The sequence below is a fragment of the Bacillus sp. SORGH_AS_0510 genome, from assembly GCF_030818775.1.
Classification (GTDB): domain Bacteria; phylum Bacillota; class Bacilli; order Bacillales; family Cytobacillaceae; genus Neobacillus.
Map to the genome: position 1 here is coordinate 464,174 of NZ_JAUTAU010000001.1, position 26,280 is coordinate 490,453.

General features: G+C 44.5%; 28 protein-coding genes. 20 read left to right on the forward strand and 8 right to left on the reverse strand.

Annotated elements, in window-relative coordinates; all coding sequences use genetic code 11:
* The first annotated feature begins 102 nt into the window (after positions 1-102).
* From QE429_RS02430 to QE429_RS02445, 4 genes are all read left to right on the forward strand, one after another.
* Complete coding sequence (locus tag QE429_RS02430) at positions 103-894, forward strand: YwmB family TATA-box binding protein (protein ID WP_307283616.1); 792 nt, start codon at positions 103-105, stop codon at positions 892-894.
* Positions 895-926: 32 nt separating this feature from the next.
* Complete coding sequence (gene murA / locus QE429_RS02435; protein ID WP_307283618.1) at positions 927-2,237, forward strand: UDP-N-acetylglucosamine 1-carboxyvinyltransferase; 1,311 nt, start codon at positions 927-929, stop codon at positions 2,235-2,237.
* A 344-nt stretch (positions 2,238-2,581) separates the two neighbouring features.
* On the forward strand, positions 2,582-3,616 hold the full coding sequence (spoIID, locus tag QE429_RS02440; RefSeq protein ID WP_307283621.1) for a stage II sporulation protein D: 1,035 nt from the start codon (positions 2,582-2,584) through the stop codon (positions 3,614-3,616).
* 361 nt (positions 3,617-3,977) lie between these two features.
* A complete protein-coding gene (locus QE429_RS02445) occupies positions 3,978-4,958 on the forward strand; it encodes a nuclease-related domain-containing protein (RefSeq protein ID WP_307283622.1) in 981 nt (326 codons plus the stop codon).
* Here the strand turns inward: QE429_RS02445 and QE429_RS02450 are convergent.
* Entirely contained in the window at positions 4,953-5,372 is a 420-nt protein-coding gene (locus tag QE429_RS02450) for a VanZ family protein (protein ID WP_307283625.1), read from the reverse strand. The two genes, QE429_RS02445 and QE429_RS02450, sit on opposite strands and share 6 nt — an antisense overlap.
* Positions 5,373-5,516: 144 nt before the next feature.
* Between QE429_RS02450 and spoIIQ the strand changes: the two genes are divergently transcribed.
* On the forward strand, positions 5,517-6,383 hold the full coding sequence (gene spoIIQ / locus QE429_RS02455) for a stage II sporulation protein SpoIIQ (protein WP_307283626.1): 867 nt from the start codon (positions 5,517-5,519) through the stop codon (positions 6,381-6,383).
* A gap of 219 nt (positions 6,384-6,602) precedes the next feature.
* A complete protein-coding gene (locus tag QE429_RS02460; RefSeq protein WP_307290712.1) occupies positions 6,603-8,588 on the forward strand; it encodes a penicillin-binding transpeptidase domain-containing protein in 1,986 nt (661 codons plus the stop codon).
* Between the two features lie 393 nt (positions 8,589-8,981).
* Here the strand turns inward: QE429_RS02460 and QE429_RS02465 are convergent, their stop codons facing one another.
* Positions 8,982-9,287, reverse strand: coding sequence for an MGMT family protein (locus QE429_RS02465; protein WP_307283628.1), 306 nt, complete (start codon positions 9,285-9,287; stop codon positions 8,982-8,984).
* 132 nt (positions 9,288-9,419) lie between these two features.
* Between QE429_RS02465 and QE429_RS02470 the strand changes: the two genes are divergently transcribed.
* The 6 genes from QE429_RS02470 to QE429_RS02495 all read left to right on the forward strand — a co-directional run bounded on the left by QE429_RS02470 (position 9,420) and on the right by QE429_RS02495 (position 14,039).
* Positions 9,420-10,010 carry a pyroglutamyl-peptidase I gene (locus QE429_RS02470; RefSeq protein WP_307283631.1) on the forward strand — a complete coding sequence of 197 codons (591 nt, stop codon included), beginning with the start codon at positions 9,420-9,422 and terminating at the stop codon, positions 10,008-10,010.
* Positions 10,011-10,519: 509 nt separating this feature from the next.
* Positions 10,520-10,792 (forward strand): sporulation transcriptional regulator SpoIIID, encoded by a 273-nt coding sequence (spoIIID, locus tag QE429_RS02475; RefSeq protein ID WP_007086083.1) that lies wholly within the window; start codon positions 10,520-10,522, stop codon positions 10,790-10,792.
* Between the two features lie 219 nt (positions 10,793-11,011).
* Positions 11,012-12,013 carry a rod shape-determining protein gene (mreB, locus tag QE429_RS02480; protein ID WP_307283633.1) on the forward strand — a complete coding sequence of 334 codons (1,002 nt, stop codon included), beginning with the start codon at positions 11,012-11,014 and terminating at the stop codon, positions 12,011-12,013.
* Between the two features lie 538 nt (positions 12,014-12,551).
* A complete protein-coding gene (locus QE429_RS02485) occupies positions 12,552-12,917 on the forward strand; it encodes a DNA-directed RNA polymerase subunit beta (RefSeq protein WP_307283636.1) in 366 nt (121 codons plus the stop codon).
* Between the two features lie 185 nt (positions 12,918-13,102).
* Positions 13,103-13,537: a 3-hydroxyacyl-ACP dehydratase FabZ gene (gene fabZ / locus QE429_RS02490; protein WP_307283638.1), complete on the forward strand. Its 435-nt coding sequence runs from the start codon at positions 13,103-13,105 to the stop codon at positions 13,535-13,537.
* Between the two features lie 175 nt (positions 13,538-13,712).
* The gene (locus tag QE429_RS02495; protein WP_307283640.1) at positions 13,713-14,039 is read left to right on the forward strand and encodes a hypothetical protein; all 327 of its coding nucleotides are present in this window, start codon (positions 13,713-13,715) and stop codon (positions 14,037-14,039) included.
* A gap of 130 nt (positions 14,040-14,169) precedes the next feature.
* Here the strand turns inward: QE429_RS02495 and QE429_RS02500 are convergent, their stop codons facing one another.
* Together QE429_RS02500 and QE429_RS02505 are read right to left on the reverse strand one after the other, a co-directional pair.
* On the reverse strand, positions 14,170-14,436 hold the full coding sequence (locus QE429_RS02500) for a hypothetical protein (RefSeq protein ID WP_307283644.1): 267 nt from the start codon (positions 14,434-14,436) through the stop codon (positions 14,170-14,172).
* A 138-nt stretch (positions 14,437-14,574) separates the two neighbouring features.
* The gene (locus QE429_RS02505; RefSeq protein ID WP_307283647.1) at positions 14,575-15,006 is read right to left on the reverse strand and encodes a YwpF-like family protein; all 432 of its coding nucleotides are present in this window, start codon (positions 15,004-15,006) and stop codon (positions 14,575-14,577) included.
* 244 nt (positions 15,007-15,250) lie between these two features.
* On the opposite strand from QE429_RS02505, the gene ssb reads away from it, so the two are divergent.
* From ssb to QE429_RS02525, 4 genes are all read left to right on the forward strand, one after another.
* Positions 15,251-15,622 (forward strand): single-stranded DNA-binding protein, encoded by a 372-nt coding sequence (gene ssb, locus QE429_RS02510; RefSeq protein ID WP_307290713.1) that lies wholly within the window; start codon positions 15,251-15,253, stop codon positions 15,620-15,622.
* Positions 15,612-15,836 carry a hypothetical protein gene (locus QE429_RS02515; RefSeq protein ID WP_307283650.1) on the forward strand — a complete coding sequence of 75 codons (225 nt, stop codon included), beginning with the start codon at positions 15,612-15,614 and terminating at the stop codon, positions 15,834-15,836. Before ssb ends, QE429_RS02515 begins: the two co-directional genes overlap by 11 nt.
* 466 nt (positions 15,837-16,302) lie before the next feature.
* Complete coding sequence (locus QE429_RS02520; protein WP_307283652.1) at positions 16,303-16,710, forward strand: hypothetical protein; 408 nt, start codon at positions 16,303-16,305, stop codon at positions 16,708-16,710.
* Positions 16,711-16,940: 230 nt separating this feature from the next.
* On the forward strand, positions 16,941-18,056 hold the full coding sequence (locus QE429_RS02525; protein ID WP_307283655.1) for a 3D domain-containing protein: 1,116 nt from the start codon (positions 16,941-16,943) through the stop codon (positions 18,054-18,056).
* A gap of 504 nt (positions 18,057-18,560) precedes the next feature.
* Here QE429_RS02525 and QE429_RS02530 read toward each other — a convergent pair.
* The 3 genes from QE429_RS02530 to QE429_RS02540 all read right to left on the reverse strand — a co-directional run bounded on the left by QE429_RS02530 (position 18,561) and on the right by QE429_RS02540 (position 20,984).
* Positions 18,561-18,962, reverse strand: coding sequence for an HIT family protein (locus QE429_RS02530; protein WP_307283658.1), 402 nt, complete (start codon positions 18,960-18,962; stop codon positions 18,561-18,563).
* A 68-nt stretch (positions 18,963-19,030) separates the two neighbouring features.
* Positions 19,031-20,305, reverse strand: coding sequence for an MDR family MFS transporter (locus QE429_RS02535; RefSeq protein ID WP_307283660.1), 1,275 nt, complete (start codon positions 20,303-20,305; stop codon positions 19,031-19,033).
* A gap of 25 nt (positions 20,306-20,330) precedes the next feature.
* Positions 20,331-20,984: an MOSC domain-containing protein gene (locus QE429_RS02540; RefSeq protein ID WP_307283663.1), complete on the reverse strand. Its 654-nt coding sequence runs from the start codon at positions 20,982-20,984 to the stop codon at positions 20,331-20,333.
* Positions 20,985-21,200: 216 nt separating this feature from the next.
* Here QE429_RS02540 and QE429_RS02545 point away from each other — a divergent pair, with 216 nt between their 5' ends.
* Positions 21,201-22,886: a hypothetical protein gene (locus QE429_RS02545; RefSeq protein WP_307283664.1), complete on the forward strand. Its 1,686-nt coding sequence runs from the start codon at positions 21,201-21,203 to the stop codon at positions 22,884-22,886.
* A 184-nt stretch (positions 22,887-23,070) separates the two neighbouring features.
* Positions 23,071-23,358, forward strand: a complete 288-nt coding sequence (locus QE429_RS02550) for a YciI family protein (RefSeq protein WP_307283667.1) — start codon at positions 23,071-23,073, stop codon at positions 23,356-23,358.
* 61 nt (positions 23,359-23,419) lie between these two features.
* Here the strand turns inward: QE429_RS02550 and QE429_RS02555 are convergent, their stop codons facing one another.
* A complete protein-coding gene (locus tag QE429_RS02555) occupies positions 23,420-23,794 on the reverse strand; it encodes a winged helix-turn-helix transcriptional regulator (protein ID WP_307283669.1) in 375 nt (124 codons plus the stop codon).
* A 189-nt stretch (positions 23,795-23,983) separates the two neighbouring features.
* On the opposite strand from QE429_RS02555, the gene QE429_RS02560 reads away from it, so the two are divergent.
* Together QE429_RS02560 and QE429_RS02565 are read left to right on the forward strand one after the other, a co-directional pair.
* Complete coding sequence (locus tag QE429_RS02560) at positions 23,984-25,195, forward strand: MFS transporter (RefSeq protein ID WP_307283672.1); 1,212 nt, start codon at positions 23,984-23,986, stop codon at positions 25,193-25,195.
* Positions 25,196-25,377: 182 nt separating this feature from the next.
* Positions 25,378-26,208 (forward strand): aldo/keto reductase, encoded by an 831-nt coding sequence (locus QE429_RS02565; RefSeq protein ID WP_307283674.1) that lies wholly within the window; start codon positions 25,378-25,380, stop codon positions 26,206-26,208.
* Positions 26,209-26,280: the final 72 nt, after the last annotated feature.

Sequence of the window (26,280 nt, forward strand, 5' to 3'; positions counted from 1 at the left end):
TCATTTTTCAGGGAAGTTTTAGAACTTGTCTAAATGTGACGACAATTCCCAAGTATGCTCACCCGCTACCTGGTAACAATGGTAGTAAGGGGGAGTAGAGAGATGAAAAGATATCGTAACTTTTTTTTATCAATGATGACAATTTTGAGTTTGACCCTGGTTGTTTTCGGGTACAAAACAACTGAAGCAAATGGGTACGGTGCTTTAACACGTTTCCAAGTGAATCCGACGGGTGCAGAGGATTTGGCAAAAATCGGTTCTGTTTTTCAAGCAGAACATATTTTGCTCGATGAATGGTCTTTTTATGCAAGAGAAAAAATGACCGGCATCCAAAGTGAGCAGGACGTGAAGGAATACGCCGAAAAACTTCAGGAAAAGTTCCCGAATTGGGATTGGTCGATTAAAAATACCAGCCAAAAATGGGAAGTAACAGCAGTATCTCCAACATCAAAACACCACAACGAAATGCTTCAAATTATGGCAACCCACACAAAACAACCTGTTAATGCGTATATAGTTTATAGTGTCAGTGGAAAAGAGTGGAATAAGGCGATAGCGGCCGAATTCACTACGAAGGAATTTAAAAGTAGGCTATCCGACATATTTCGTGAAAAACCTACAGTTTTTTCTTGTATGAAAGGCGTTTTCAGTGATAAGATTGATACGGCTTTACCTACAACAGTAAGGAATTTACTGTCAGATTTCCATGCAACAGAAGTCGAAGCGTTAAAAGAGGAGACTTTCATGTCTGTTTCGGCGAATTCGCCGATGTTTACTGGCTCCATAGAAGATCAAAGAGATAACATGAATTTACAAATTGGCATACGCTCCGAAGGATTGGGCGGAAAGACTACCCTTGTAGTTGGCACACCCATCATAACGATTGAATATTAATATAGAGAAAATGGACGCGGAGGGGAATACTCTTGGAAAAGATCATCGTCCGCGGCGGACAAAGGCTTACAGGAACGGTGAAAGTGGAAGGCGCAAAGAATGCCGTTCTGCCTGTTATCGCTGCAACATTATTAGCAAGTGATGGAAAAAGTGTGATACGTGATGTACCTACACTCTCCGATGTATATACAATTAATGAAGTTTTACGCAACTTAAATGCTGAAGTCGTCTTCGAAAACAATACAGTTGTCGTCGATGCATCCAGAGAGTTGAAAGTGGAGGCGCCATTCGAATATGTTCGTAAAATGCGCGCGTCTGTTCTAGTCATGGGATCTTTATTAGCACGTAACGGCCGTGCAAGAGTCGCTTTACCTGGCGGCTGTGCAATCGGATCTCGTCCAATCGACCAGCACTTAAAGGGCTTTGAAGCCATGGGTGCAACGGTGAAGGTTGGAAATGGCTTTATCGAAGCGGAAGTAGATGGCCGCTTAAAGGGAGCTAAGATTTACTTGGATTTCCCAAGTGTTGGTGCTACAGAGAACATCATGATGGCAGCCACTCTTGCGCAGGGTACAACCATCATTGAGAACGTCGCAAAAGAACCAGAGATCGTGGATCTGGCTAATTTCTTGAATAAAATGGGCGCTAAAGTAAGAGGCGCAGGTACGGGCACGCTTCGTATTGAAGGTGTCGATGTGCTATTTGGTGCTGACCACAACATTATTCCTGACCGTATCGAAGCAGGTACCTTCATGGTAGCTTCTGCGATTACTCGCGGTAATGTATTGGTAAAGGGTGCTGTTCCGGAACACTTATCTTCTCTTATTGCAAAAATGGAAGAGATGGGTGTGGAAATCATCGAGGAAGAGGATGGCGTACGTGTAATCGGTCCTGACAAGTTAAAGGCCGTTGACATCAAGACGATGCCGCATCCTGGTTTCCCAACGGATATGCAGTCCCAAATGATGGCATTATTGCTTCGTGCGGATGGTACATCTATGATTACGGAAACGGTATTTGAAAACCGTTTTATGCACGTAGAAGAGTTCCGTCGCATGAATGCGGATATCAAAATTGAAGGCCGTTCCGTTATTTTAAATGGTCCTTCTAATTTACAAGGTGCAGAAGTAGCAGCAACGGACCTTCGTGCAGCAGCTGCGCTGATCTTAACTGGTTTAGTGTCAGATGGCGTAACTCGCGTGACTGAGTTAAAGCACTTAGACCGCGGCTATGTGAACTTCCACGGTAAACTAATGGCTCTTGGCGCTGACATTGAACGCGTCAAAGAAGCAGATGAAATTTTCGTCGCAGAGGAAAAATTCGTCTCCGACATGAACGCATAATGATTTGAACAAAGACAACGGACCCTGATGGATATCAGGGTCTGTTTTTTTGTGCTTAGGCGTAGAGTGGTCTCAGGCACCCTTCGTAGACACTTGTCTATGTGGGATGGACAAGGTGGTAGTTGTGGTGGCAGATACCGTTCGTGGACATTTGTGTGTGGGGGGTGGACGCTGGGTTTGGTGAAGGGTTTGTGTTCCTGCTTGAAGCTTGTTAGCAGTCAGGGATGGAGTTCATTTTTCAAAAAGTTTGTGTAATAAATGCTTGTCCGCTTCCATATGATGAATTGAGACGCAACCCGGCTGGTATGTGCCGGATGTGAATTTGACAAACTGGAGGCACACTCATGAAAAAAATCAAACCACTCATCGTACTAGCGACACTTCTCATTGCCCTGACTTTAGTTGTTCCTGCTGTCCTTGTCCTGCCGTTCTCGGATGAACACAAGGCGAGCGGAAAATTAGGTGAAGAATTGAAAAAGACCTCGAACAATGAGGCGCAGGCGTCCTCTACGGCGGATATGGCGGTCGAAGTAGCGGTGTTCCGTTCCGCGAAATCAAAGATTGAGAAAGTGAATTTAGAAGATTACCTCGTTGGTGTGGTGGCAGCAGAGATGCCGGCTGACTTTAAAGAGGAAGCGCTCAAGGCTCAGGCCCTCACAGCGAGAACGTATATTGTGAAGAGATTGGTCAGTAAGGATACGCTAGGGGCGCCAAAAGGAGCGCAGGTTACGGATACGGTGATTCACCAGGTCTACAAGAGTGATGAGGAGTTGAGAAGGGCGTGGGGCACGGATTATGACTGGAAGATGAAGAAGGTGCTTGAGGCGGTCCGCTCGACGGCTGGGCAGATTTTAACTTATAAGGGAGAGGCGATTCAGGCTACATTTTTCTCAACAAGCAATGGGTACACGGAGAATTCGGAGGATTATTGGGGTGGGAACATTCCGTATTTAAAAAGTGTGTCGAGCCCGTGGGATAAGAAGTCACCGAAGTTTAACAGCCAAAAGGTGATGACTGTAAAGGAGTTTGAAGCGAAGCTGGGCGTGAAGGTGGGCGCAGGTTCACAGATTGGGAAGATTGTGGAGCGCACGACGGGTAAACGTGTGGCGAAGGTTGATTTTAGTGGGAAAGTGCTGTCGGGGAAGGATATTCGCGAGAAGCTCGATCTCCGGTCGTCGGATTTCGCCTGGGAGCGGAAGGGTGCGAATATTGTAATCACGACGAAGGGCTTCGGTCACGGCGTGGGGATGAGTCAGTACGGAGCCAACGGGATGGCGGAGGAAGGCAAGAATTATAAGGATATTGTGAAGCACTATTACCAAGGTGTTGAGATTACGTCGGCGGATAGTTTGATGGCGACGATAACGGCGCAGAAGTAGTTGGTGTGTGGGGAGCCAGGCTAGGGGGCCTGGCTTTTTTGTGTGGTTGATACCTTGTTCATAGTGGACGATACAGGGTTAGGGTCTCTTAATAGTATGTGGGGAGGTCGCTCAGCTTAATTTGAGGGTTGAGTTTTGGGGGGAGTGGCCGATAAGTTGTTGGTAGTGGCCGAAAATAGGTGGAAAGTGGCCGATAAATTTAGAAAGTGGCCGATATCCACGAAAAAGTGGCCGATAACGGTTCTCAGTACCAATCAGGGGTTATAAAAAAGGGTGATTTTCACAAAATGGACAAGAAGAGTCAGCCTTTGGCGGAGGATTTCCCAAAAGAAAGGAGAACTTTTAACAAAAAACGAAGGGAATGATGCAATTGATCGCGAAAGAATGCAAAGTTTCGTTGAGAATTAAAAAATATGAGGCGCTTGAGAGAAGGATTCATGCAAATCATCCGATTCGACCCAAATTAGCTGACGAATATCATAAATGGATGGCAGGGTACAAAGGAGAAAAGTCTTTGGAATTCTACTTGAGTATGCTTCCCGAGGAAAAATATCTAATTTTCCACAATCTTCGCCTTTCACTAGGGAAATACTTTTTTCAAATGGACTACTTGCTCCTTAGTGCAGCATTTGGCCTGATACTTGAAGTGAAGAATAGGAAAGGAACATACCTTTTTGAAAAATATTTAAATCAGGTCACCATGAAGACCCCTGAAAAAGAGGAACGAATTAAGAATCCGGTGTTACAAGCAAAGTTACAGGCGAGCAAATTAAAGAAGTGGCTGGCAAAGCACAATTCTCCGGATTTCCCTATCCATTATCTTTTTGTAAATAGTAATAACAAGGCAGTCATCCGAACAGAGTCTGGTCACGAACAGATTCTGCGGTATATCTGTAACAGTGAAAGCTTGGTGGATAAAATAACTCTCATAAGCAACTATGAGAAGAGGGAAATAGTAGACACAAAGACTTTACGTAAACTGAAGCGACTTCTTTTATCCAGTGATACACCTGAAATTTTCGATATACTAGAACACTTCCAGCTTACTCCCCATGACATCATCACTGGCGTTCAATGTCCCGAGTGCGGCTTTTTATCAATGAATTATAAGTATGGCAAATGGTCTTGTCCGAACTGCCCTTGTCATTCAAAAACCGCGCATATTCAAGCCATTCGAGATTATTTCCTCTTAATTAAGACCTCGATTACCAATTCCGAGCTGCGGAAATTTCTACATATTAAGTCCCCGAAAGTGGCCAATAAAATCCTTAGGCAATTGGATTTACCTTCAGAAGGCACCTTAAAAGGCAGAATTTATTTTCCAAAAGCAGAATGGTTATAAGCGTTTCAAAACTTTCCCCAGCCGCGGAAATCTCCCAGTAAACAACGCCCCTCTGACAAAGTAAAAACACACGCTGATTCCGGTGATGTCTTTGACAAAGTCGAATAGGGTTGCTGAGCGGTAGGGTACGAATGATTGGTGGATTTCGTCGCTGATTCCGTAGATGGCGGCAAATACGGCGCAGGCGATATTCAGGAATGGCGTAAATGCGCTGCGGCGTGTTAAGAAGGCCAATACTAGTAAAACATAAAAAAAAGCAAATTCTATTAAATGCAGGGACTCCTTGATGGTTGAGTCAAGGGATGCGTCTGGCAGCTCGACGAAATGGTCGGGTGGCAGGCTGGATTGGATCCAGATGATGGCCATGTATGCGAGGGGTAAAGCACGTAACCCCCATTTTAATAGCACTTTCATATGTTTTTTCCTCCTAATTAAAAAAATTTTTCCCCTTCATGCATAAAAAGAATAAGGTTGTCGAAAAATAACTCTAAAAAATTTTTTTGGCTTCGTGTATATAATTCTACTTATCTGTTCAGAATGATTGCTGAGGTGATGAAAATGAGAGAGGAAGAAAACAAACGATCTTCTCAAAGTTCCAGTGTAAAACGCTTTTTCAAAAAGCGTTGGGTATTTCCAGCCATCTATATCGCAAGTGCAGCTATCATTCTGACCGCAGTTTTATGGTTCCAAACTAGCAATAGTGCGACAGACAAATACGATTATAAGTCCACTGATCTTGCTGGTAAAAAGAATCAAACACCAGCTGTTGAAGTTAACAAACCGTTGGAAAACTTCAAGATGCCAGTGGCAAAGGCTGATGACGCAGTCGTAAAAATGAAATTCTATGATTTCCAAGGCAAAGCAGAAGACCAGGAAGCAGCATTAGTATTCTACAATAATACGTATGTGCCAAACACTGGGATCGATATCACGATGAAAAACGGCGAAACATTTGATGTTGTTGCATCATTAAGTGGTACCGTTACTCGTGTCGATGAAGACGCCGTCCTAGGAAACGTCATTGAAGTAGAGCACGACAAAGGTATTGTAACACAATATCAATCAGTTAAAGACATTAAGGTTAAGGTTGGCGAAGAAGTAAAACAGGGACAAGTTCTTGCCAAGGCTGGACAAAGCTTGTTCAATGAAAAAGCTGGAACCCATGTACATTTTGAAATTCGTAAAGACGGTATTGCTGTAAACCCAACGAATTATTTTGAAAAATCGTTAACGACATTACAGGAAGAAAAGCTTTCGGATGACAATGCAAGTGATTCAGTCGATAGTCCACAAATCAAGGATGATGAGCAGAAATTAGAAGATCCTGCGAACTCTACCGATGAAAAAAAATCAGGTGATGACAAGTCATCTGACGAAAAAACAGACGACGAATCAATGAACTCTACACAAAACAAAAATTCATAATAATGAATGTGACCAAAGGGGAAGGGGAATCACTTTCCTCTTTTTTTTGTCTAGATTTTGGGGTGTCAGGCACCACAGAAAGACACTTTCCAACTGGGGTGGACAAAAGGGTGGGGTGTCCTCTCGTAGTGGACAAGTGTCCCCGAATGGTGCCTGACACCCATTTGGTATCCAATTTATGTTAAAATGGGTGTAAAGGGAGGGATTGGTTTGAGGAGAGTGGCAGGATTCTTAGTCGTGGTGTTGCTGGTTGTTGCTGCGCTTGCTGGGTGCAGTAAGGTGCCGACACCGCAGGATCGTTTTTCGGAGTACATAGCTTTATGGAATAAGCAGAAGTTTGATCAGATGTATGATTATCTATCAAACGATGCAAAGAAGAAAATTTCCAAAGATGAGTTTACAACCCGCTATCAAAAAATCTACAAAGACCTTCAGATTAAAGACCTCAAGATAAACTTCAAAAAACCGAAAGAAGATAAGCAGGCTGATAAAGAGCAAGCCCAGTATTCTTTTACCGCAAAAATGAGCAGTATTGCAGGAACTATTCAATTTACCCAACAAGCAACGTTACAAAAGGAAGAAAGAGACGATAAGAAAAACTGGTTTGTAGACTGGCATACAGGGTTCATTTTTCCAAAGATGAAGGAAGGCGACAAGATTAGCTTGAGCACGGTGGCACCGACCCGGGGGGAGATCCTTGATCGCAATGGGAATGGACTTGCTGTGAATGGGCAGGTGTATGAGGTCGGCGTGGTCGCTGGGAAGGCGGATGAGGCCACTCTCGCGCAGATAGCGCCGCTGTTGAAGATACAGCCGGAACAGATTCAGAAGGTGCTTAGCGCTAGCTGGGTGAAGCCGGGGCTGTTTGTTCCGCTGAAGAAGGTGTCGATGGACGACCAGGAACGGATTGCGCAGTTGGTTGCGCTAGAGCCCGTTCAGACGCGTAAGGTGGGGGCGAGGATTTATCCGTATAAGGAAGCGGCGGCGCAGCTAATTGGCTATGTGGGGCCGATTACGGCGGATGAGCTGGAGAAGCGTAAGGACAAGGGATATACGAGTGGAGATGTGATTGGGAAGCGCGGCCTTGAGCAGGTGCTGGATGAGAAGTTGAAGGGCACGAGCGGCGTGAAGATTCTTATTAAGAAGAAGGCTGGCGGAGAGGAAGTGCTCGCGGAAAAGCCGGTGATGAATGGGCAGAGTGTGAAATTGACGATTGATGCGGAGTTGCAGCTGTCGGCCTTCAATGAGCTGAATGGGGAAGCGGGGACTGCTGCGGCAATGAATCCGATGACGGGCGAGACGTTGGCACTTGTGAGCAGCCCGTCGTTTGATCCGAACCAGGCGGCGCTTGGGTTCTCGGCTGATGAGTGGAAGGCGTTGCAGGAGGATGCCCGAAAGCCTTTGACGACGCGGTTTAAGCAACTATATGCACCGGGGTCGGTGATGAAGGCGATTACGGCGTCTGTGGGCTTAGAGAAGGGGACGATTAATCCCAATGAGCAGGTTCCTATTCTTGGTCCGAAGTGGCAAAAGGATCAGTCGTGGGGCGGCTATTTTGTGACGCGGGTCCATGTAGGCAGTCCGGTTAATTTGGAAAAGGCGCTCGTGTTCTCGGACAATATTTATTTCGCACAGGCAACGTTGAAGCTGGGGAAGGAGAGCTTTGCGGAAGGCTTGAAGAAGTTCGGGTTTGAAGAGGAGATGGGGTACGCGTATCCGCTCGAGACTTCTCAGATTGGAAAAATGGACAGTGAGATTTCGCTGGCGGACTCTGGTTATGGGCAGGGACAGATTCAGATGAATATTGTGCATTTGCTGGCGTCCTATACTCCGTTTGTTAATGGTGGCAATATGATTAAGCCGACGCTTTTGGCGGATGAAGCGCAGGGACAGGTGTGGAAGGAAGCAGCGGTTTCTAGTGAGCATGCGGGGCTGATTGCTGCAGATTTACGGAAGATCGTGGGTGATGCGGGCGGAACGGCGCATGCAGCTGAGATGGCTGATTACCCGCTTTCTGGAAAAACGGGCACGGCTGAGATCAAGCAGAAGCAGGGGGAAAAGGGTTCGGAGAATGGCTGGTTTATCGCCTATAACGCAAATACGCCAAGCCTGATGGTCGCGATGATGGTGGAAAATGTGCAAGATCGCGGCGGTTCTCAGGTGCCGGTGAAAAAAGTGAAAAATATTTTTGTGAATTGGAAATAGTGTTTTTTAGGCGCCTGGGGGACTGGGCGTTTTTTGTTGTTTTGGTTATTGAGTTTTTTTGGGAAGGGGTTTATGTTCCTGAAATGGTTGTGGAGAAGAGGAGTGGGTAAGGTAGAAGGGTTCTACGTGACCGAGGAGGGAAGAAAAAAGAGCGACGGGTAAGGTAGAAGGGTTCTACGTGACCGAGGAGGGTAGAAAGAGGAGCGACGGGTAACGTAGAGGGGTTCTACGTGACCGAAAAGGGAAGAAAAAGGAGCGACGGGTAAGGTAGAAGGGTTCTACGTGACCGAAGAGGGTAGAAAGAGGAGGGACGGGTAACGTAGAGGGATTCTACGTGACTGAGGAGGGAAGAAAAAGGAGCGGTGGGTAAGGTAGAAGTGGTCTAAATACAAATTAAGCCATCCACTGAAACTTCTCCAAATCAATCACACCACCTAAACCAATCTCCACTCCTTCCGCTTCCAACGATAGTACCTGCTCGTTGTATGCTTCGTCTTCTTGGAGGGCAATCTGGCCTTTCGCATTAATGACACGGTGCCAGGGGAGGCGGTGTTTCTTGCTCATGGAGTGGAGAATTCTCACGACTTGGCGGGCCGCCCTAGGGCTTCCAGCGAGGCGGGCGATCTGGCCATAGGTCATAACCTTTCCTGCAGGGATGCCTCGGATAATTTCGATTACATTTTCGGTAAATGGAGTCATGGGTTTTGGTTCCTTTCGGTGGATGGTTCCCGGTCCGGCGCAGATATGTGCTTCAATGACAGGAAAATCCTTCTAAACAGTCTAGGACCATTATATAATATTTTGAAAAAAGACAAGAGGGGAACGCGGCAAATGAAGACATTACTTTTAACAGGATTTGAGCCATTTTTGGAGTTTCCAATCAATCCGACTGAGAAAATTGTAAAAGAACTCGATTGCACCTGCGTTGGCAGCTACCAAATTAAAGGGCTGCTGTTGCCGGTGGATTATCAGGAGGCGGGGAAACGAATCCTAGAAGAAATCAAAGAACAAAACCCGGATGCGGTGCTTTCCCTTGGGCTCGCAGCAGGGCGGTCAACGATTACTCCAGAGCGAATCGCTATCAATTGCCGCGATGGCGCGCCGGACAACAATGGTGTCGTGCTGAATGATGCTCCCATTATCGAGGATGGTCCGGATGGTTATTTTTCCACACTGCCAATAAGGAAATTCGTCAATGCCCTCCATGAGAACGGCTTTCCGGCGAGAATCTCGAATTCGGCTGGGACGTATCTTTGTAATAATGTGATGTATGTGCTGCATGAATGCCAGGACAGGCCGGTTGGATTTGTTCATATCCCTGCCTCGCATGAATTGGTGCTGGATGGAAAAAAAGAGCTGCCTTCATGGTCACATCGGGATTTATTGGAGGCTATAAAGGTCATGATTCGCACTATAGAATAATATTTTTTTGAAAAAAAAGCCAAATTTCTTTCGACAAATTTCTTGGGAAATAATACGCAAAGGCCGCTATTTCCATGTGAAAACCCTTTCGAAATAAGCTTTCTTCAAGTTGTCGATTGGTGTTAAATTGTCCAATTTTCAAAAAACTTCCCGCGAAGCCTTGTCCCGTTTGAGTATTTTGTGCATAAACCCGTATCCAAGCTAATAAAATGGTTACAAACCTTTACAAAGAGAGTGTTTGAGGTGACGAGTCGTTTGAAGTTAGCGGATATTCAGTCGGGGACATGATTATTCATTGTATTGTCAGAAAGGTAGATTACTTTCTGCGTGTGGTACTCGGTACGTATGGAGCAGCATCTGAAAAGAAAATGTCCACTTCACACGGACAAATGTCTTTCTTTGGTGCCTGACACCGTACTGACACCAAACCACATGGAAGCAGAATTCGTCGAAGTGATAAGCGGGTCTCATTTCACACTACTCACATCCATATTAGGGAGGGCGAGAGTGTGCACGATTACATCAAAGAGAGAACTATCAAGATTGGAAAGTATATCGTGGAGACGAGGAAAACGGTTCGCGTGATTGCGAAGGAGTTTGGCGTATCCAAAAGTACAGTCCATAAGGATTTGACAGAGAGACTTCCTGAAATTAATCCAGAGCTGGCAAATGAGGTAAAAGAAATCCTAGATTATCATAAATCGATCCGGCACCTTCGCGGTGGGGAAGCAACTAAGATGAAGTATCAAAAAGAAGAAAAGGAAGGCGAGGCTGTCAAATAAGCCGCAGTATCAGCATCAGCACTAGAGAGGTAGATGGGGTTTTCCGTGGAATCTGAAAGACCTTCTCAAGGAATATTCCGTCAAGAAATCATTTCCGACATAATTCTTCAAAATTCAACGTAATTTAATTAAAACGTTATGGAAATTTTAAGGGTTATGATACAATAGAAAATTAGGAAATGCATGTGGAATTCCGCTTTGAGGAGGAAAGAAAAGAGAATGTTTGCAAGGGATATTGGGATTGACTTAGGAACGGCTAACGTGCTGATTCACGTAAAAGGCCGTGGAATTGTATTGAATGAGCCATCTGTTGTAGCAATTGATAAAAATACAAATAAAGTTCTTGCTGTTGGTGAAGAAGCACGCCGCATGGTGGGCCGTACACCAGGAAACATCGTTGCGATTCGTCCGTTGAAGGATGGGGTTATCGCTGATTTTGATGTAACTGAAGCAATGTTAAAGCATTTTATTAATAAGTTAAACGTGAAGGGCTTTTTATCGAAGCCGCGCATTCTGATCTGCTGTCCAACGAACATCACAAGTGTGGAGCAAAAGGCTATCAGGGAAGCAGCTGAAAAGAGCGGCGGGAAAAAGATTTATCTTGAAGAAGAGCCAAAGGTAGCAGCAATCGGTGCTGGGATGGATATTTTCCAACCAAGCGGTAATATGGTAGTGGACATCGGGGGAGGAACGACGGATGTTGCTGTTCTTTCTATGGGCGATATCGTGACTTCTTCCTCCATTAAAATGGCCGGCGACAAGTTTGACATGGAGATCCTCAACTACATCAAGCGCGAGTACAAGCTTTTGATTGGTGAGCGTACGGCTGAAAATATTAAAATCAACATCGGCACAGTGTTCCAAGGTTCTCGTTCAGAGGAAATGGAAATTCGCGGCCGTGACATGGTGAGTGGTTTACCGCGCACAATTACGGTTCGTTCGGAAGAAATTGAATCTGCGCTTCGTGAATCGGTTGCTGTCATTGTTCAAGCGGCGAAGAGTGTTCTTGAACGCACTCCACCAGAATTGTCAGCGGATATCATTGACCGTGGCGTGATTTTAACCGGCGGTGGCGCATTGCTGCACGGAATCGACATGTTGCTTGCTGACGAGTTGAAGGTTCCAGTCCTTGTAGCTGAAAATCCAATGGATTGTGTAGCGATCGGAACAGGTATCATGCTTGATAACATCGACCGCATTCCTAATCGTAAGTTAGGATAAGAGTTTTTATTGTTCGTGGTGGTATGACATCTAACAAATGGTGAAATAGTCCCGAACAATCGATGAAAAGTCTAATGAAGCAGGCTGGACAAGCCGCAGTCATTGGACTTTTTTATTTGGGCGGAAACCGCGGAATTTCCGGTTTTTTTACATCAATTGACTTTTTTTGCAAAAAATTAATGTGCAACGCTGAATAATTTTTTATAATAGAGAAGTAGTGAAAATTTTTCAAAAGCTTGCGATAGGGTTTTTAATAGGAATTTTTTAAAGAACAGTGTGGATTTTTAAACTCTGTTGATTGGAGCGGAAGGCACGAAGACTCCTGTGGGAGTATGGTTCAGGGGAGACCCCGCAAGCGCGTTCCTCCGAGGAGGCTCGCCGAAACACCCACGAACCGCTCGTGCCTGGAGCGGAAATCAACAGACAATTTAAAAGGACCTTTATAAAAGAAATCAAGTTACCGATTTTAAAAAAGTTGGTTATAATATGTATAACTCACAGGGCCCATGGGGCAGTCCGGTTAAAGGGGAATTAGTGAATGTCTGTAAACAATCAAGCCAAGACAAGAGAAGAATACAAACAAGCTAAATATGAAGAACAACAAAAAGTGAAAGCGGAAAAGCTCAGAGCCAAAGAAGAGAAGAAAAAGTTCAAGTTGAAAAAAGACACTGCGAGCGAGGAACGTGCTAGTGAAAAAATGGAGGCCGCACCGCATGCCCATAAACGCATTCGCATTCGTCTGATTCCAATTTGGCTTCGTCTGCTTCTCTTAGTGGTGTTCACATTTGTCAGCTTAATGGCTGGAGCTGCGGTTGGCTACGGTATGCTTGGCGGCGGAAAAGTTGCAGATATTTTTAAAGGATCGACTTGGACACATATTCAGGATTTAGTGGATAAGAAATAGGCTTTATAAAAGAACAGAGTTGATTTATCAACCCTGTTGATTGGAGCGGAGATCAACAGACAAGCAGCAGGGCCAAGAAATAAATAAATCGGTGGGGAAGGGATCGAAATCCCTTCCCTTTTCTGTATCTTTTCTAGTAGAATAGAGAATAATAATAGTTGTTACTAGTAGGAGGTACTAATTCAATGCTTGATATCGAACAAATCAAAGAAATCATCCCACACCGTTATCCATTCTTGCTTGTCGATCGCATCCTAGAAGTGGAAGAGGGCGTAAGAGCTGTTGGTATTAAAAATGTTTCAGCGAACGAAGAGTTTTTCAATGGGCATTTTCCTGATTACCCTGTAATGCCAGGCGTACTTATCGTTGAAGCATTGGCACAGGTTGGCGCAGTGGCTATGTTAAAAAAGGAAGAAAACCGCGGACGTTTAGCTTTTTTTGCAGGAATTGACGGCTGCCGCTTTAAAAAGCAAGTTAAGCCTGGCGACCAACTTCGCTTAGAGGTAGAAATCATTCGTCTGCGCGGACCAATCGGAAAAGGAAAGGCTGTTGCAACGGTTGACGGCGAGGTTGCATGCGAAGCAGAAATTACTTTTGCTTTGGGCGAGAAAAAGGAATAGGATTTGTACAGTACGACTGGGAGCCTGGGCTCTTGGTCGTTTTTAGATTGGCTCAATAGTTTGTGGGGTATTGCTGTTAAAAACTTCAAGCCATCTTTTTTTTACCAATGGGGAAGATAAAAACAGACCATTGCAAGTACAGGTCAAAACTTATTGGTGAAAGGGGCTTTTACGCTTGAAGAAGAAGTTATTTATGCTGCTTACGGGTTCTGTATTATCGGCTGTGTTGTTAGCGGGTTGTAACAATGATGATCGAAATCCACCGGCGCCGACAAATAACAATATCAATACACCGACAGATAACCGTATGAATAATGATTTAACACCTAACGATACGAACGATGTAATCGATGACAACATCATAGACCGTAACCATTATCCGGAATCTGAAGATAAGAATACACCGCACGATAAAGATCCGGGTAAAGATAACAATACCCCGCAAGAAGATATCATCGAGGATGATATTGACGTCAACGACAGAGACAACAAAGACGAATAATGAAAAAAGGACAGGCAACAGCGCCTGTCCTTTCCTCAATATTTGAATCTAACCCACTTGTCCACTCTAGGTGGACAGTTGTCCACGAGTGGTGCCTGACACCACTAATGTGACACCACCAAAGTCATCATCAAGGAGCAAATCCACCGTTGGCAAATAGGACTGCCATAAGAACAAATAAGACGATGAAGGCCAGGTAAAGGAGTCCGACGATGACGACGATAATCCAGCCGAGTACTTTTCGCCCAGTTTTGATAAGGTAGATCCCTAACGCAAACGGACCGAAGAAAAAGCCTAAAATAGCCCAAAGCCACCGGCTCTTATTATGTTTCGGCGCATCCACAAATAAGAAAATAGCGATAATAATTTCAACAAGAAAACTAAGTGTCGCTGACATAACTTTCCCCCCTCTATAATTCTAATAAGACTTTCCCTTTAAGTATCCCTAGGCAAACGGAAAAAATCAACAAAAATGTTAATGTTAGCATTATAGAAATATAAAAAACCAGTCCGTAGACTGGTCAAAGTTAAAGGGTTAAGGGTTTTTTACTTTTATCTTCGGTTTACTCTTCATTTTCTCCTTAAATTCCTTCAGAAGTTCAGGACCTTCCAGCCCCTTTTGCATCAGGCTGTCGAGCAAGAGCTCAGAGTAATCACTTTTATTACGGCGAAGATGGCCTTCAAACAAAACGCTGATATGCTTTTCGAATTTTTTCAATGAGACAATCTTTGTTTGAAAATAAGCGGGTGTGTTCTCCTTCTTGGTGATCACGGCTTCGAGAATCAATTCACGGCTGTGATCGAAGATAGGTTGAAAATAGTCATAGAGGGATAAATCTGTGTACGCCTCAAGCAGCCAGGTGGAGCGCTCATCTTCTTTATTAAGAATCAAGCCGTCTTCTAACGGAACTTCTACGGAAGCTTCACCATCCACAACGTCCAATGAGTATAACTTAAAAGATTTCATCGCAACCTCCAGATATCTTTTTCTAAATTATAACATATGTAGCCCAGAAACAAATGTCGAAAAATATTGGCCACGATGGCCAAAGTCGAATGATGGAGAATCCTGACAGCTAGATTTTGACACAAACAGGGGGGATAGCGCCTTTTTCTAGGATAAAGGACCTAGATAAATGAATTTAGATGATTTTACAAGAGATAGCTGCCAGGTTTATGATGGAGCCATCAAACAGGAAGGAGAGGAAAACATGATTAACCAGGTCACGCTCGTCGGCCGATTGACTAAGGACCCCGAGCTGAAAAAGACGCCTGAAGGAAACTCAGTCGCACATGTCACATTGGCGGTAAGCCGGCATTTTCGAAACCAAAACGGTGAGATTGAGGCGGATTTCGTGCAATGCGCCCTGTGGCGAAAGGCTGCCGAAAATACGTGTCAATATTGCCGAAAGGGATCCGTGGTGGGCATTACAGGCAGGCTGCAGACTCGACATTACGATAATAAAGAGGGAAAAAGGGTGTACGTCACTGAGGTAGTGGTGGAGACGATTCGTTTCTTAAGTGCCAAGCCTCATGATGTGGTGACGGAACAGAAAAAGGAGGAAGTAGGCGTTGGATTTTAGCAGCGAAGCAGCAAAGAACCTCGAACAATTACTTGAAACCTTAATTAAAATGGTTGGAAAATCGAATCAAAAGATCGCCAACTTGGAAAAACGGGTCAGTCAACTGGAATGGCTCATCAGGGAGCAACAGTTAGAACAAAGGGACAGAATGCCGATCCAAATGTACTCCAGAACCCCACAGCAATCTTCTGAAAAAATATCCTTTCACCTTTGAATCCACAATTTTATTTATTCAAAATGACAATTGATCACCAACACCTCAGATTTGCCCAAAACGAGTAGCTTTCTGGTGAGTTTTTGACACATTCCCCGCAACAGGAACCGTTGTTAAAGAAAATCAAACACCTCTCCGTAAGCATCCCCGTCCGTTCCGGCCAAATCATTGCCGGAATTTTTTTATGGAGAAAGAGGAGGGGAAATGAAAATTTATGTATAAAATGAAGTGAGCGGGGTACACTAATTGAAAAACCCCCCTGTTTTTTTAATAGAAGCCGCTGAACACATATTGTGTCAGCGGCTTCTTTGGTTGGTTAGGAATAGACTGATTTTAGTCTTAATGAATGTCGTTCACAGATTTGTCGAATATTCAGCTTCATTTAGGATGTTCATTGAAGGAAACTATAATACTATTGTCGAATAGTAATTGGTGCTGTCGTATATTGTAATTTTGGGGGTATTTGATGGATGAGAAGGTAGGGTTAATTTTTATTGGGTCAGTAAGGAAACCAGAATGTTCTATTAAAGGCAAACCAAGTTTTTTAGATGCGATGCGACTATCAAATCAGTTAAACGTTCGAACACCGAGCAGTACCTATCAGCATATGCCACTAGATGACAATCACAATTCTTTTCAAATCTCTGATTCCGATATTCAACTCACCTTTGACAGAGACCGGAACACGATAAAGATTATTGCTGGAAGCAAACAGTTGATGGATGAAGAGGTATTCAATTTGATCAATCACTTTGCCTTCAAACAAGGACACAAAGTGACCTTCCTAACTACCATCTCCTACAATAAAAACAGGAAAAGAAAAAAGAGCAAAGAAATCGTTCTAACCACGGAAAGAAAACTGGAGGACGAATAATGGAGGGGAAGTGTCCATTCTAGGTGGAAAGTGTCCACAAGGGGTGTCTGACACCCAAGACGAAATTACAGTGACACCATTCACCATTGTTGTAAAATGTTGGTTCTGTTATGACACAGAATTGACACTTTCCTCTCAATTAAGACAAAATGTGATACACATTTAATATTTTTGTAACATAACTGGTACATTCATCTGTTATAAATAGGGTAATAAGGAGGGGGAAGTGTATGCAAAAGACAACTAAGCGTATAATTCTCATGTTACTTACCATGATGTTATGTGTATCAGGGAATATGATTACATATGCACAAACCAATAGCGATGCCCTACATAATGCTAAACAAGCGCTAGACGAAAAAACTAGATTAGTAGAGCAAAAAGAGCAAGAAAAACAAGCGGTTAATAAAGAAATAGAAAATATCCAACATGAGTTAGAGTCTTTATACAATACCATTGAAGCAAACAAAGCAGAAATGGCCAAAACACAGAAGAAAATCGATGATACTAATCAATTAATTGAAGCGAAGAAAGAGGAAATCGTTCATTTGGAGGATAAAATCCTTGCCCGCAAAGATATTATGAAGCAAAGAGCTGTTGCAATGCAGCAGAATAATAATATCAATCTGATGATTAACCTATTCATCGAATCTGACAGTATCTCTGATTTCATCCAGCGTGCGAGCGCTGCATCCACCCTGATTGATGCAGATAAAGATATCCTGACGGCTCAAAAAGAGGACCTTCAAAAGATTGAGAAGGACAAAGCTGAGATCGACAAGCAGGAGCAGGCACTGGAAAAGGAAAGTCAAACCCTTGCCGATCAGCAGGCAGAGCTTGATCAAAACCTACAAAAGAGACAACAGACATTAACTGCAATGCAGGAAAAATATAATGCCATTGCCCAACAAGTGGCGCTTGCCGAACAGCAAAAAGCCGGCATTGAATCACAAATGAAGTCGATTCAAGCAAAAATTAGCCAAGAAGCAGCTGCAGCAAAAGTGCGCCATGTTTCAAAGCCAGCCGCCTCACCAAGCAATGATGCGGGAGTCGCAATCAGCGGCAAAGAAATGTATGTGACCGCAACGGCATATACTCCTTATGATTCTGGTTCTGTAACGGCTTTAGGCTACAATATCAAAGAAAACCCGAACATGAAGTTAATCGCAGTCGACCCATCCGTGATCCCGCTTGGAAGTAAGGTGTGGGTAGAAGGATATGGCGTGGCAATCGCTGGGGACACTGGTGGTGCCATCAAAGGCCACAAAATCGACATCCTCGTGCCAACCAAAGCACAGGCACTTCAATGGGGAAGAAGAACCGTTAAAGTTGTTATTTTACAGTAGAACATACAAAGAGCTTGGAAATTCCAAGCTCTTTTTTTATGGTTATTTTATATAGATGGTTGTTATTGAGATCCACTATTTGGACAGAGTTGGTGAAAAAACAAGAAACATTGTCAGAAGTCGAGGGAAGTTCGGACAGAGTTGGCGGGAAAACTAGAAATATTGTCAGAAGTCGAGGGAAGTTTGGACAGAGTTGGTGAAAAAACAAGAAACATTGTCAGAAGTCGAGGGAAGTTTGGACAGAGTTGGTGGGAAAACAAGAAACACTGTCAGAAGTCGAGGGAAGTTTGGACAGAGTTGGTGGGAAAACAAGAAACATTGTCAGAAGTCGTGGCAACTTTGGACAGGGTTGGTGGGAAAACAAGAAACACTGTCAGAAGCCGAGGGAAGTTTGGACAAAGTATCTTGTAAATCAGCCAAGACAGTCAGAATACTAGTTATGGTTGAAAGCTCCCTTTAAAGTTGGTATCGATCATACCGAAAGTATCAAATTTTACAAAATGATTATTTACCCCGCTTATTCCCCTGCTGCTTCAGCCAATAACGAAGCCCTTTTCCTGCTAACGGTTCATCGTTGTACCGCGGAATCACATGTAAATGGCTGTGCAAGATTGTCTGATTGGAAGCCTCGCCGACATTCCAGCCCAGGGTGTAGCCATCCGGGGAGAACCGATCATCGAGATAGTTCTTTGCTTTTTGTAAAAGCTCATACGTATCGTTCCACTCTTCTGCTGTCAGCTCGAACGCATTTGCATGGTGCTTTTTCGGAACAATCACACCAGACCCTTCCAAAACATCCTGCTCGCGATTATGCTGCAAAAAATAACAGGTTTCATTTTCAAAGACAATATGCTGTTCACGATCTTGACGCGGGTTACAGAACGGGCAGTTTTTTTCAAAACACATCTTCCCAATATCCTCCTTAAAATAAGGGAGCCAGCTCGAACGAAACCGGACTCCTTTTTTTACATGAATTAATTATGGCTCGCCGTCCTCATGGATGACTCAACTTCGCCCCCGTGAACCCGTTGGTCCAAAGCAGGCACGATCCGGTAAAATAGAAGGATGCCGATGACGCCCATGCTGCTGATAAAAAGCGTCGTCCCCATCTTGGATAAAAACGAACTTAACGTTACGGTGATCGAACAAATGAGCATCGCGAGATTAAACGTTAACCCGGACACCGCCATATATGAGCTGCGCGCGTGTTCCGGCGGCAACTCTGCCATGTAATTTTGCTGCACCGGCACCCGAAGCACCTCGGCTACTGTCGCTGCAAGCATCGCGACAAACAATAGCCAGATATTATTGGAATACGAAATCACTGCATACCCCACGACAAACACAATGCAGCTGACAATCAGGGTATGGCGATCCTTAAACCGCTCTACAATTTTCGTCGCCACCAATGCCATCAGCACGACGAGAAGCGTATTTTCCGTCCGTAGGAATCCGAGCATTTCAATGCCGCCAAAACTCCAGCCGAACAGATGCTGTTCGCTCATTTCATTCGCCATGCGGATCCCGATATAATTCGTCAACTGGAATTCCATCGACAACACGAGCAGGCCCGCTAAGACAAATAGGATAAACACCCGATCGAGAAAAACCTCCTTGTAGCCGTTCATCATTCCGCGCACGTGCTCCCTGACAGCCTTGCCTTCCGTTTTTTCAGTCGCATAGCTTTCTTCGATAAAAAAGGTGATGAGCACCCAAGTCAGTAACGCCGCAGCGGATAACGCAAGCAACAATTCGAATAAGTAATTTTTAAAAAGAAATCCTCCGATGACACCACCTAGGGCAATCGACAGGTTGTTGGCCCAATACATGATGGAGTACATCGCTTTCCGTTCCTCGGGTTTACTCACATCAATCAGCATCGCCTGCGTGGCAGGCCCCGCCAATCCCCAGCAAATACTATTCGCCGTCATCGTGAAAAACGTCAGCATCGGGGAGAAGAACCAAGGAGAATTACTTAGCATCATGGTAAAAAAGGCAAAGAATCTAAGTGTCTCAGCAAACACAATCACTTTTTTCCGGCCGAACTGATCGGAAAAATAACCGCCGAAAAAGTTAATCACGATGCCTATGAACACATTCACGAGCAGCAGCAAGCCGGCTGTCTTCGCTCCAAAATGATGCGATAAATAAATCGCCATAAACGGAAAAATCATCCCGCCAATGGTCGAGCTCAAAAACGATTCAACCAATCGAATTTTGATTGTCCGGTGAAACTTAAATATATTCATGTTGGGTTCCCCTAATCTTCTAAGTCTATGTTTCTAGCTCCTTCAGGCGATTGGTGAAGGTCTCCGTCCAATCCTTCGAAAGCTCTTTAAGACTCAGCATTTTCTTGATTCCATCCAGATTTGTCTTGTCTTTATACTTCAGTTTGTTGGCATACGAAATACTGACATTTTTGGGATTCCGTTCGAGAAGCTTCAAGGAATCCTCACTCGAAATCGTGCCTTCTTTTAAGACACGAAAATAAAATCCGGTATAGCCTGTATGCTGGACCATGAGCGGCAGTTTGGGCTGTTTCAGCTTCGTTGCTAATTTAAAGCAAGGTTGTCGTGGCTGTGTAACCTGCACGATCGCTTCCCCTAATTCGTAGACATCACCAATCCAGACTTCTTCCTCGGTGATTCCTGTTACAGTTAGATTTTCACCAAAAGCACCGACTTCAAGCTTGGTATCGAGCACGCTTTCCCAAAACGAATAATGATCATGCGAATAGACACAAACAGCCTTATCAGGACCGCCATGAAAATGAAGGTCAGCCTGCTGGTCACCGTCCAAATTCAATGTGGAAAGATAGATTTTTCCATGGACCGGCTTCTTATCAATCGCTGAAAGCAATGTTTTCTCTCCATATGTAAACGCCTGCGGTGTCCGCACGTTAATGGATACAATAGATAGGTCATTCATATGGTTTCCTCCTTTTTTAAGGAACTTTGAAATGTATATATAGTAAAAAATAACAGGTTTGGTTGTGATAGGAAAGTGAAAAAGGCGAAAATAGTAATTTTCCCCCATTGGATAGCAGTGTTTTCATAAAAGGTTGATATTTGAATTGACGGTAAAAATAGGGATGAAATAAAATAAATTGATATAGTTATAAACTTGTAGATAGGGTGGGATTACGTGATCGAATTAAAGCTGCGTTCGATTTTAAAACAGGTTAAAAATGAAAATCCGCAAAAAAGATACGAGGCTCTTGACCAGCTTTTCGAATACAAGCGTCAGGAAGGGCTCGAAGTTCAAATAGATGTGATCAAAGATATAATCAAAACGGCGGCGTCCCGCTTTCCGGACCGAGTGGATAACTGGGACAACCCATCCTATTATCTCATCGACTTTGTCTGTGATTTTCCGATGCCGGAAGTCATAGAAGGCCTTCTCAAACATTTCGACGGGTTCGATCTGCAGGCAAAGGAGCGCGCCATTGAGTTTTTGCTGGGCACAGAGGACGAAGAGATTTTTTATTTCCTTGAGGAAAAAATCGTCGATTTAATCCAAACTGAAAACTTCCTCATTCCAATCAGTGAGTTAGCAGCCTATCCAATGCTTATCAAAGGAATCCTTGATAAAACGTTGGACAAGCTGGGTGATAGATATTATAAATTTATGCTGTATGATCTGGTCTTGTCGCTTAACTCCTCGGGCTTTGAAAAGGGCTATAAAAAGGAGACCATTCTCCCAGCTCTACTTAAGGATTACCGGGTGGAAAAAGAAGAATACTTGAAATTTGACGCCGATTTTTCCAGTAAGTTTGTGTATACGGCATGGAAGAAGAGTTATTTCACGGTCCGCGCGCGGATGCGATTGTTTATTAGTTTGATGGAATACTATTTTTCGGAAGACGTAAGGATTGAGCTGGAGCAGGCGATGAATTTCTCCGATCCTTTTATAAAAACAGAGGCGCTGTTGGTGTGCATCGGTAAAAATATCCCCTATCATCCGGCTGCTCTTTCAGCAGCGGCCCAACAGATTGAAACGGCAGAAATGGTCTATTGGGAGTTGAAGGAGAAAAATCTCGAGCACTTGTATCCAATCAAGGAAGGGAAGCAGCCTCATTTAGCGAAAACAAGGTTTTTCTCCACGATTATCAACCTGCCGGAGGAGGAAGAGGGTGTTATTCGTTATCCAGAAGACATCCAGGTTATGGATAAGCTCGAAACGGAAAATATGTACGGCCAACAGGTCCGCTATTATTTGATGAGCTTTGTGGAGAACGGGGTTCGCTATGCCGGTTGGGCAGGCGGCTATGCGCTTGAGGACGGCGACGATACGGCGGAGCTTTGGGACGGCAGCTATACGGAGTTTGTTGAGTGGGATGCAGTGAGTGTCGAAGAGCATAAGGCTGCTTTTTTCAAAAAGAGAGATGCCGAGTGGCAGGAACATGAAACGAGCGTGTATTATGAAAGCTCGCCGCGCTTGAGCCGTGGGGCCTGGTTCTTCCTCGGTCTGGCGGTTGTGCACTGGGTGAAGGCCGTATTCACTGGTTTTCGGGAGGATTCGATACCTGTGTTGGCGGTGCTCACGGTGGTTGGTGCCGGGCTCTGTTTGTATGAGTTGACGAAAAATAAACAACGAAAAGTTCAAGTGGTCGGCCAGCAACTTGTGAAGGTGGATGGCTCGAAGCAGACCGCGGTGGAAATCGCTGAGATCAAAAAGGTGGAGTATAACAAAAAGAATGTGCTTGTTTACAACAAGAAAAACGAGGTCACGTTATCGTTCCCGATTCGCTGGGTAAACTACGGCTTGTTTTACGCGCATATGAAAGAGCACACGGATCACCTCAAGGAGCGGCCGTTTATTCAGTCGTAAAAGGTGGGCGGAGTGCCGATGTTACAGGGTAAAAACGGTTTGCTGATCAACTCAATGGGTTGGGGAGGCGAACTGTTTTTTTTATGTCCTTCATACTACGGTGCTCCCATTTTTCATATGAAAAGAGGAAAACAATGGGGAAGTGGTGAAATACTGATAAAAAAAGAGAGGAGAGCATGCTAATATGTTTGTTTTACTATTAAAATATATCAAGCCACTAGAAGAAGTAGAAAAAGAACTAGAGCCGCACAGAGCCTACTTAGAAAAATACTACTCCTTGCAAAAATTCATCTGTTCCGGCAGGCAAAACCCAAGAGTCGGTGGGGTCATCCTATGTAACGCGAACAACCGTGAAGAAGTCGAAGCCATCATCCAGGAAGATCCGTTTTACAGCAAAGAAATCGCCACCTACGACATCGTCGAATTTATCCCAACCATGCACGCAGAAGAATTCGAACAATTTATCAGTTAGTAACTAAAATGGGGACAGTCCCCCACCGCTTTAAAGCAGTGGGGGACTGTCCCCAAATCTTTTATTCCTTCAACGGCTCATTCAAAATATTCTCCTCGAGCACGGAGAACTTGTCCCCGTACACCTTGGTAATATGCTTTTCACCCCAGGCACACAGCGAATCCAAAATCCCCTGCAGCGTCCAGCCGTATTCACTCAGCTCGTACTCAACCTTTGGCGGCACCTGATTGTACACAATCCGATTAATAATCCCATCGGCCTCTAACTCGCGCAATTGCTGAGTCAGCATCTTTTGCGTAATATTCGGCATCAGCCGCTTCAAATCACTCGTCCGCTTTTTCCCGTGCGTTAAATGACAAAGAATCACACTCTTCCATTTCCCGCCGATGACCTCCAATGTTGCTTCCACCGATATATTATATTTCTTCTTTTCCATCGTCAGTCTTTCCTCCTCGTTCATAGGCACCAAAAAGTGCCTATCGCACCCATAGGTACCTATCGTACTTTAAAGTGCGTACTTCTCAATAGATTATCTATCATCCATAATAACACTTGCCGGTCGAAAATAATCATACACTTTTTTACAGATCACATACAACCCTACAAAATAAGGAGGAAACACATCATGTCTTTAAATCAAAAACAAAGTACACTCGCACTGATCGCCTTAGCAGTCAGCGCGTTCGCTATCGGGACAACCGAATTCATCAGCGTCGGCTTACTGCCGCTGATCTCAAACGATCTACACATTCCTGTGACAACCGCAGGATTAACCGTATCATTATACGCACTCGGCGTCACATTCGGAGCGCCGGTCCTAACATCTCTCACATCAAGCATGTCACGCAAGACCTTATTACTATGGATCATGATTATTTTCATCATCGGCAACAGCATCGCCGCGAGCGCAACCACCATTAGCGTGTTACTTACCGCCCGCGTTATCTCAGCATTATCACACGGAGTTTTCATGTCGATCGGCAGTACCATCGCCGCAGACCTTGTACCGGCCAACCGCCGTGCGAGCGCCATCAGCATCATGTTCTCAGGACTCACCGTCGCAACCGTCACCGGCGTACCATTCGGCACCTTTATCGGCCAACAATTTGGTTGGAGAACCGCTTTTATCCTAATCGTAGTCATCGGCATCATAGGCCTCATCGCTAACAGCGTGCTCGTTCCTTCTTCTTTGAAAAAAGGAACGAAATCAAGCTTTGGTGACCAGTTCAAGCTCCTGACCAATGGACGTCTGTTACTCATGTTCATCATCACGGCGCTTGGATATGGCGGTACATTTGTTGTCTTCACCTATTTAGCACCTTTACTACAAGATATAACTGGCTTTAAGGAAGGCACCGTTGCTATCATCCTACTTGCGTACGGTGTGGCCATTGCCATCGGAAACATGATTGGAGGTAAGCTATCCAACCGCAACCCGATTGGATCCTTGTTCTACATGTTCATCGTTCAAGCGGTCGTGCTCTTTGTCCTTATGTTCACAGCACCATTTAAAGTGGCGGGACTGATTACGATTATTTTCATGGGGTTGCTTGCCTTTATGAACGTACCAGGATTACAAGTGTACGTCGTGATGCTGGCAGAACGTTTTGTACCAAGTGCGGTCGACGTGGCCTCAGCAATCAACATCGCGGCCTTTAATGCCGGAATTGCCATCGGTTCTTACTTGGGTGGAACCATCACCGACTCCATCGGCCTCATCCACACCACTTGGATTGGAGCCCTAATGGTCCTCGGCGCCGTCATCCTTACAGGCGTGAGCCGCAGTCTCGAAAAGAAAGACCAACAAGCCCAAGCCTTTGCAAAACAAGCAGGCTAAAGGTAAAATGCAAGAGGTTAGGGTGTCAGGCACCATGCGTGGACACCTGTAATTCTGCAGTAGACAATTAGGGTGTCAGGCACTCTTCGTGGACAACTGGATTTCTACAGTGGACATGGTGGTGCCTGACCCCATTAGCGCACATCGATATCAATTTTTACAACTAGAGGAGGTTTTTTAGTATGGTTAAGAGTTTACAGGATACAACGACGCTTAGTAATGGCGTGAAGATGCCTTGGTTTGGTCTTGGGGTTTTTAAGGTGGAAGAGGGCTCTGAGGTAGTGGAGTCTGTGAAAGCCGCACTAAGAAACGGATACCGCAGCATCGATACTGCGGCAATCTATCAAAACGAAGAAGGCGTGGGACAAGCGATCCGCGAATCAGGAATCGCTCGTGAGGAACTATTCGTAACATCAAAGGTGTGGAACGCTGACCTTGGCTACGAATCCACCATTGCAGCTTACGAAACAAGCCTAAAGAAATTAGGATTAGAGTACCTGGACCTTTACTTGATCCACTGGCCAGTTGCAGGTAAATATAAGGAAGCATGGAGAGCCTTAGAAACACTTTACAAAGAAGGCCGCGTGAAGGCCATCGGCGTAAGTAATTTCCATGTGCACCACCTCGAAGATGTCATGAAGGATGCAGAAATCAAGCCGATGGTGAACCAAGTGGAATACCATCCACGTCTAGCGCAAAAAGAATTACGCGCATTCTGCCAAGAGCAAGGCATTCAACTTGAAGCATGGTCACCATTAATGCAAGGACAATTACTAGACAATGAAGTCCTTCAAACCATTGCTGAAAAACACAACAAATCTGTGGCACAAGTCATCCTGCGCTGGGATCTGCAAAACGGCGTCGTGACGATTCCTAAATCAATCAAAGAACACCGTATCATCGAAAACTCACAAGTATTTGATTTCGAGTTAACATCTGAAGATATGGGTGCTATCGACAGCCTGAACGAAGACCGTCGTGTCGGTCCAGATCCTGATAACTTTGATTTCTAATATTAAAAAAAGGTAGCTGAATTGCTACCTTTTTTTAATTCGCTGATAAAAGCTCAGATTCGCTGATAAAAT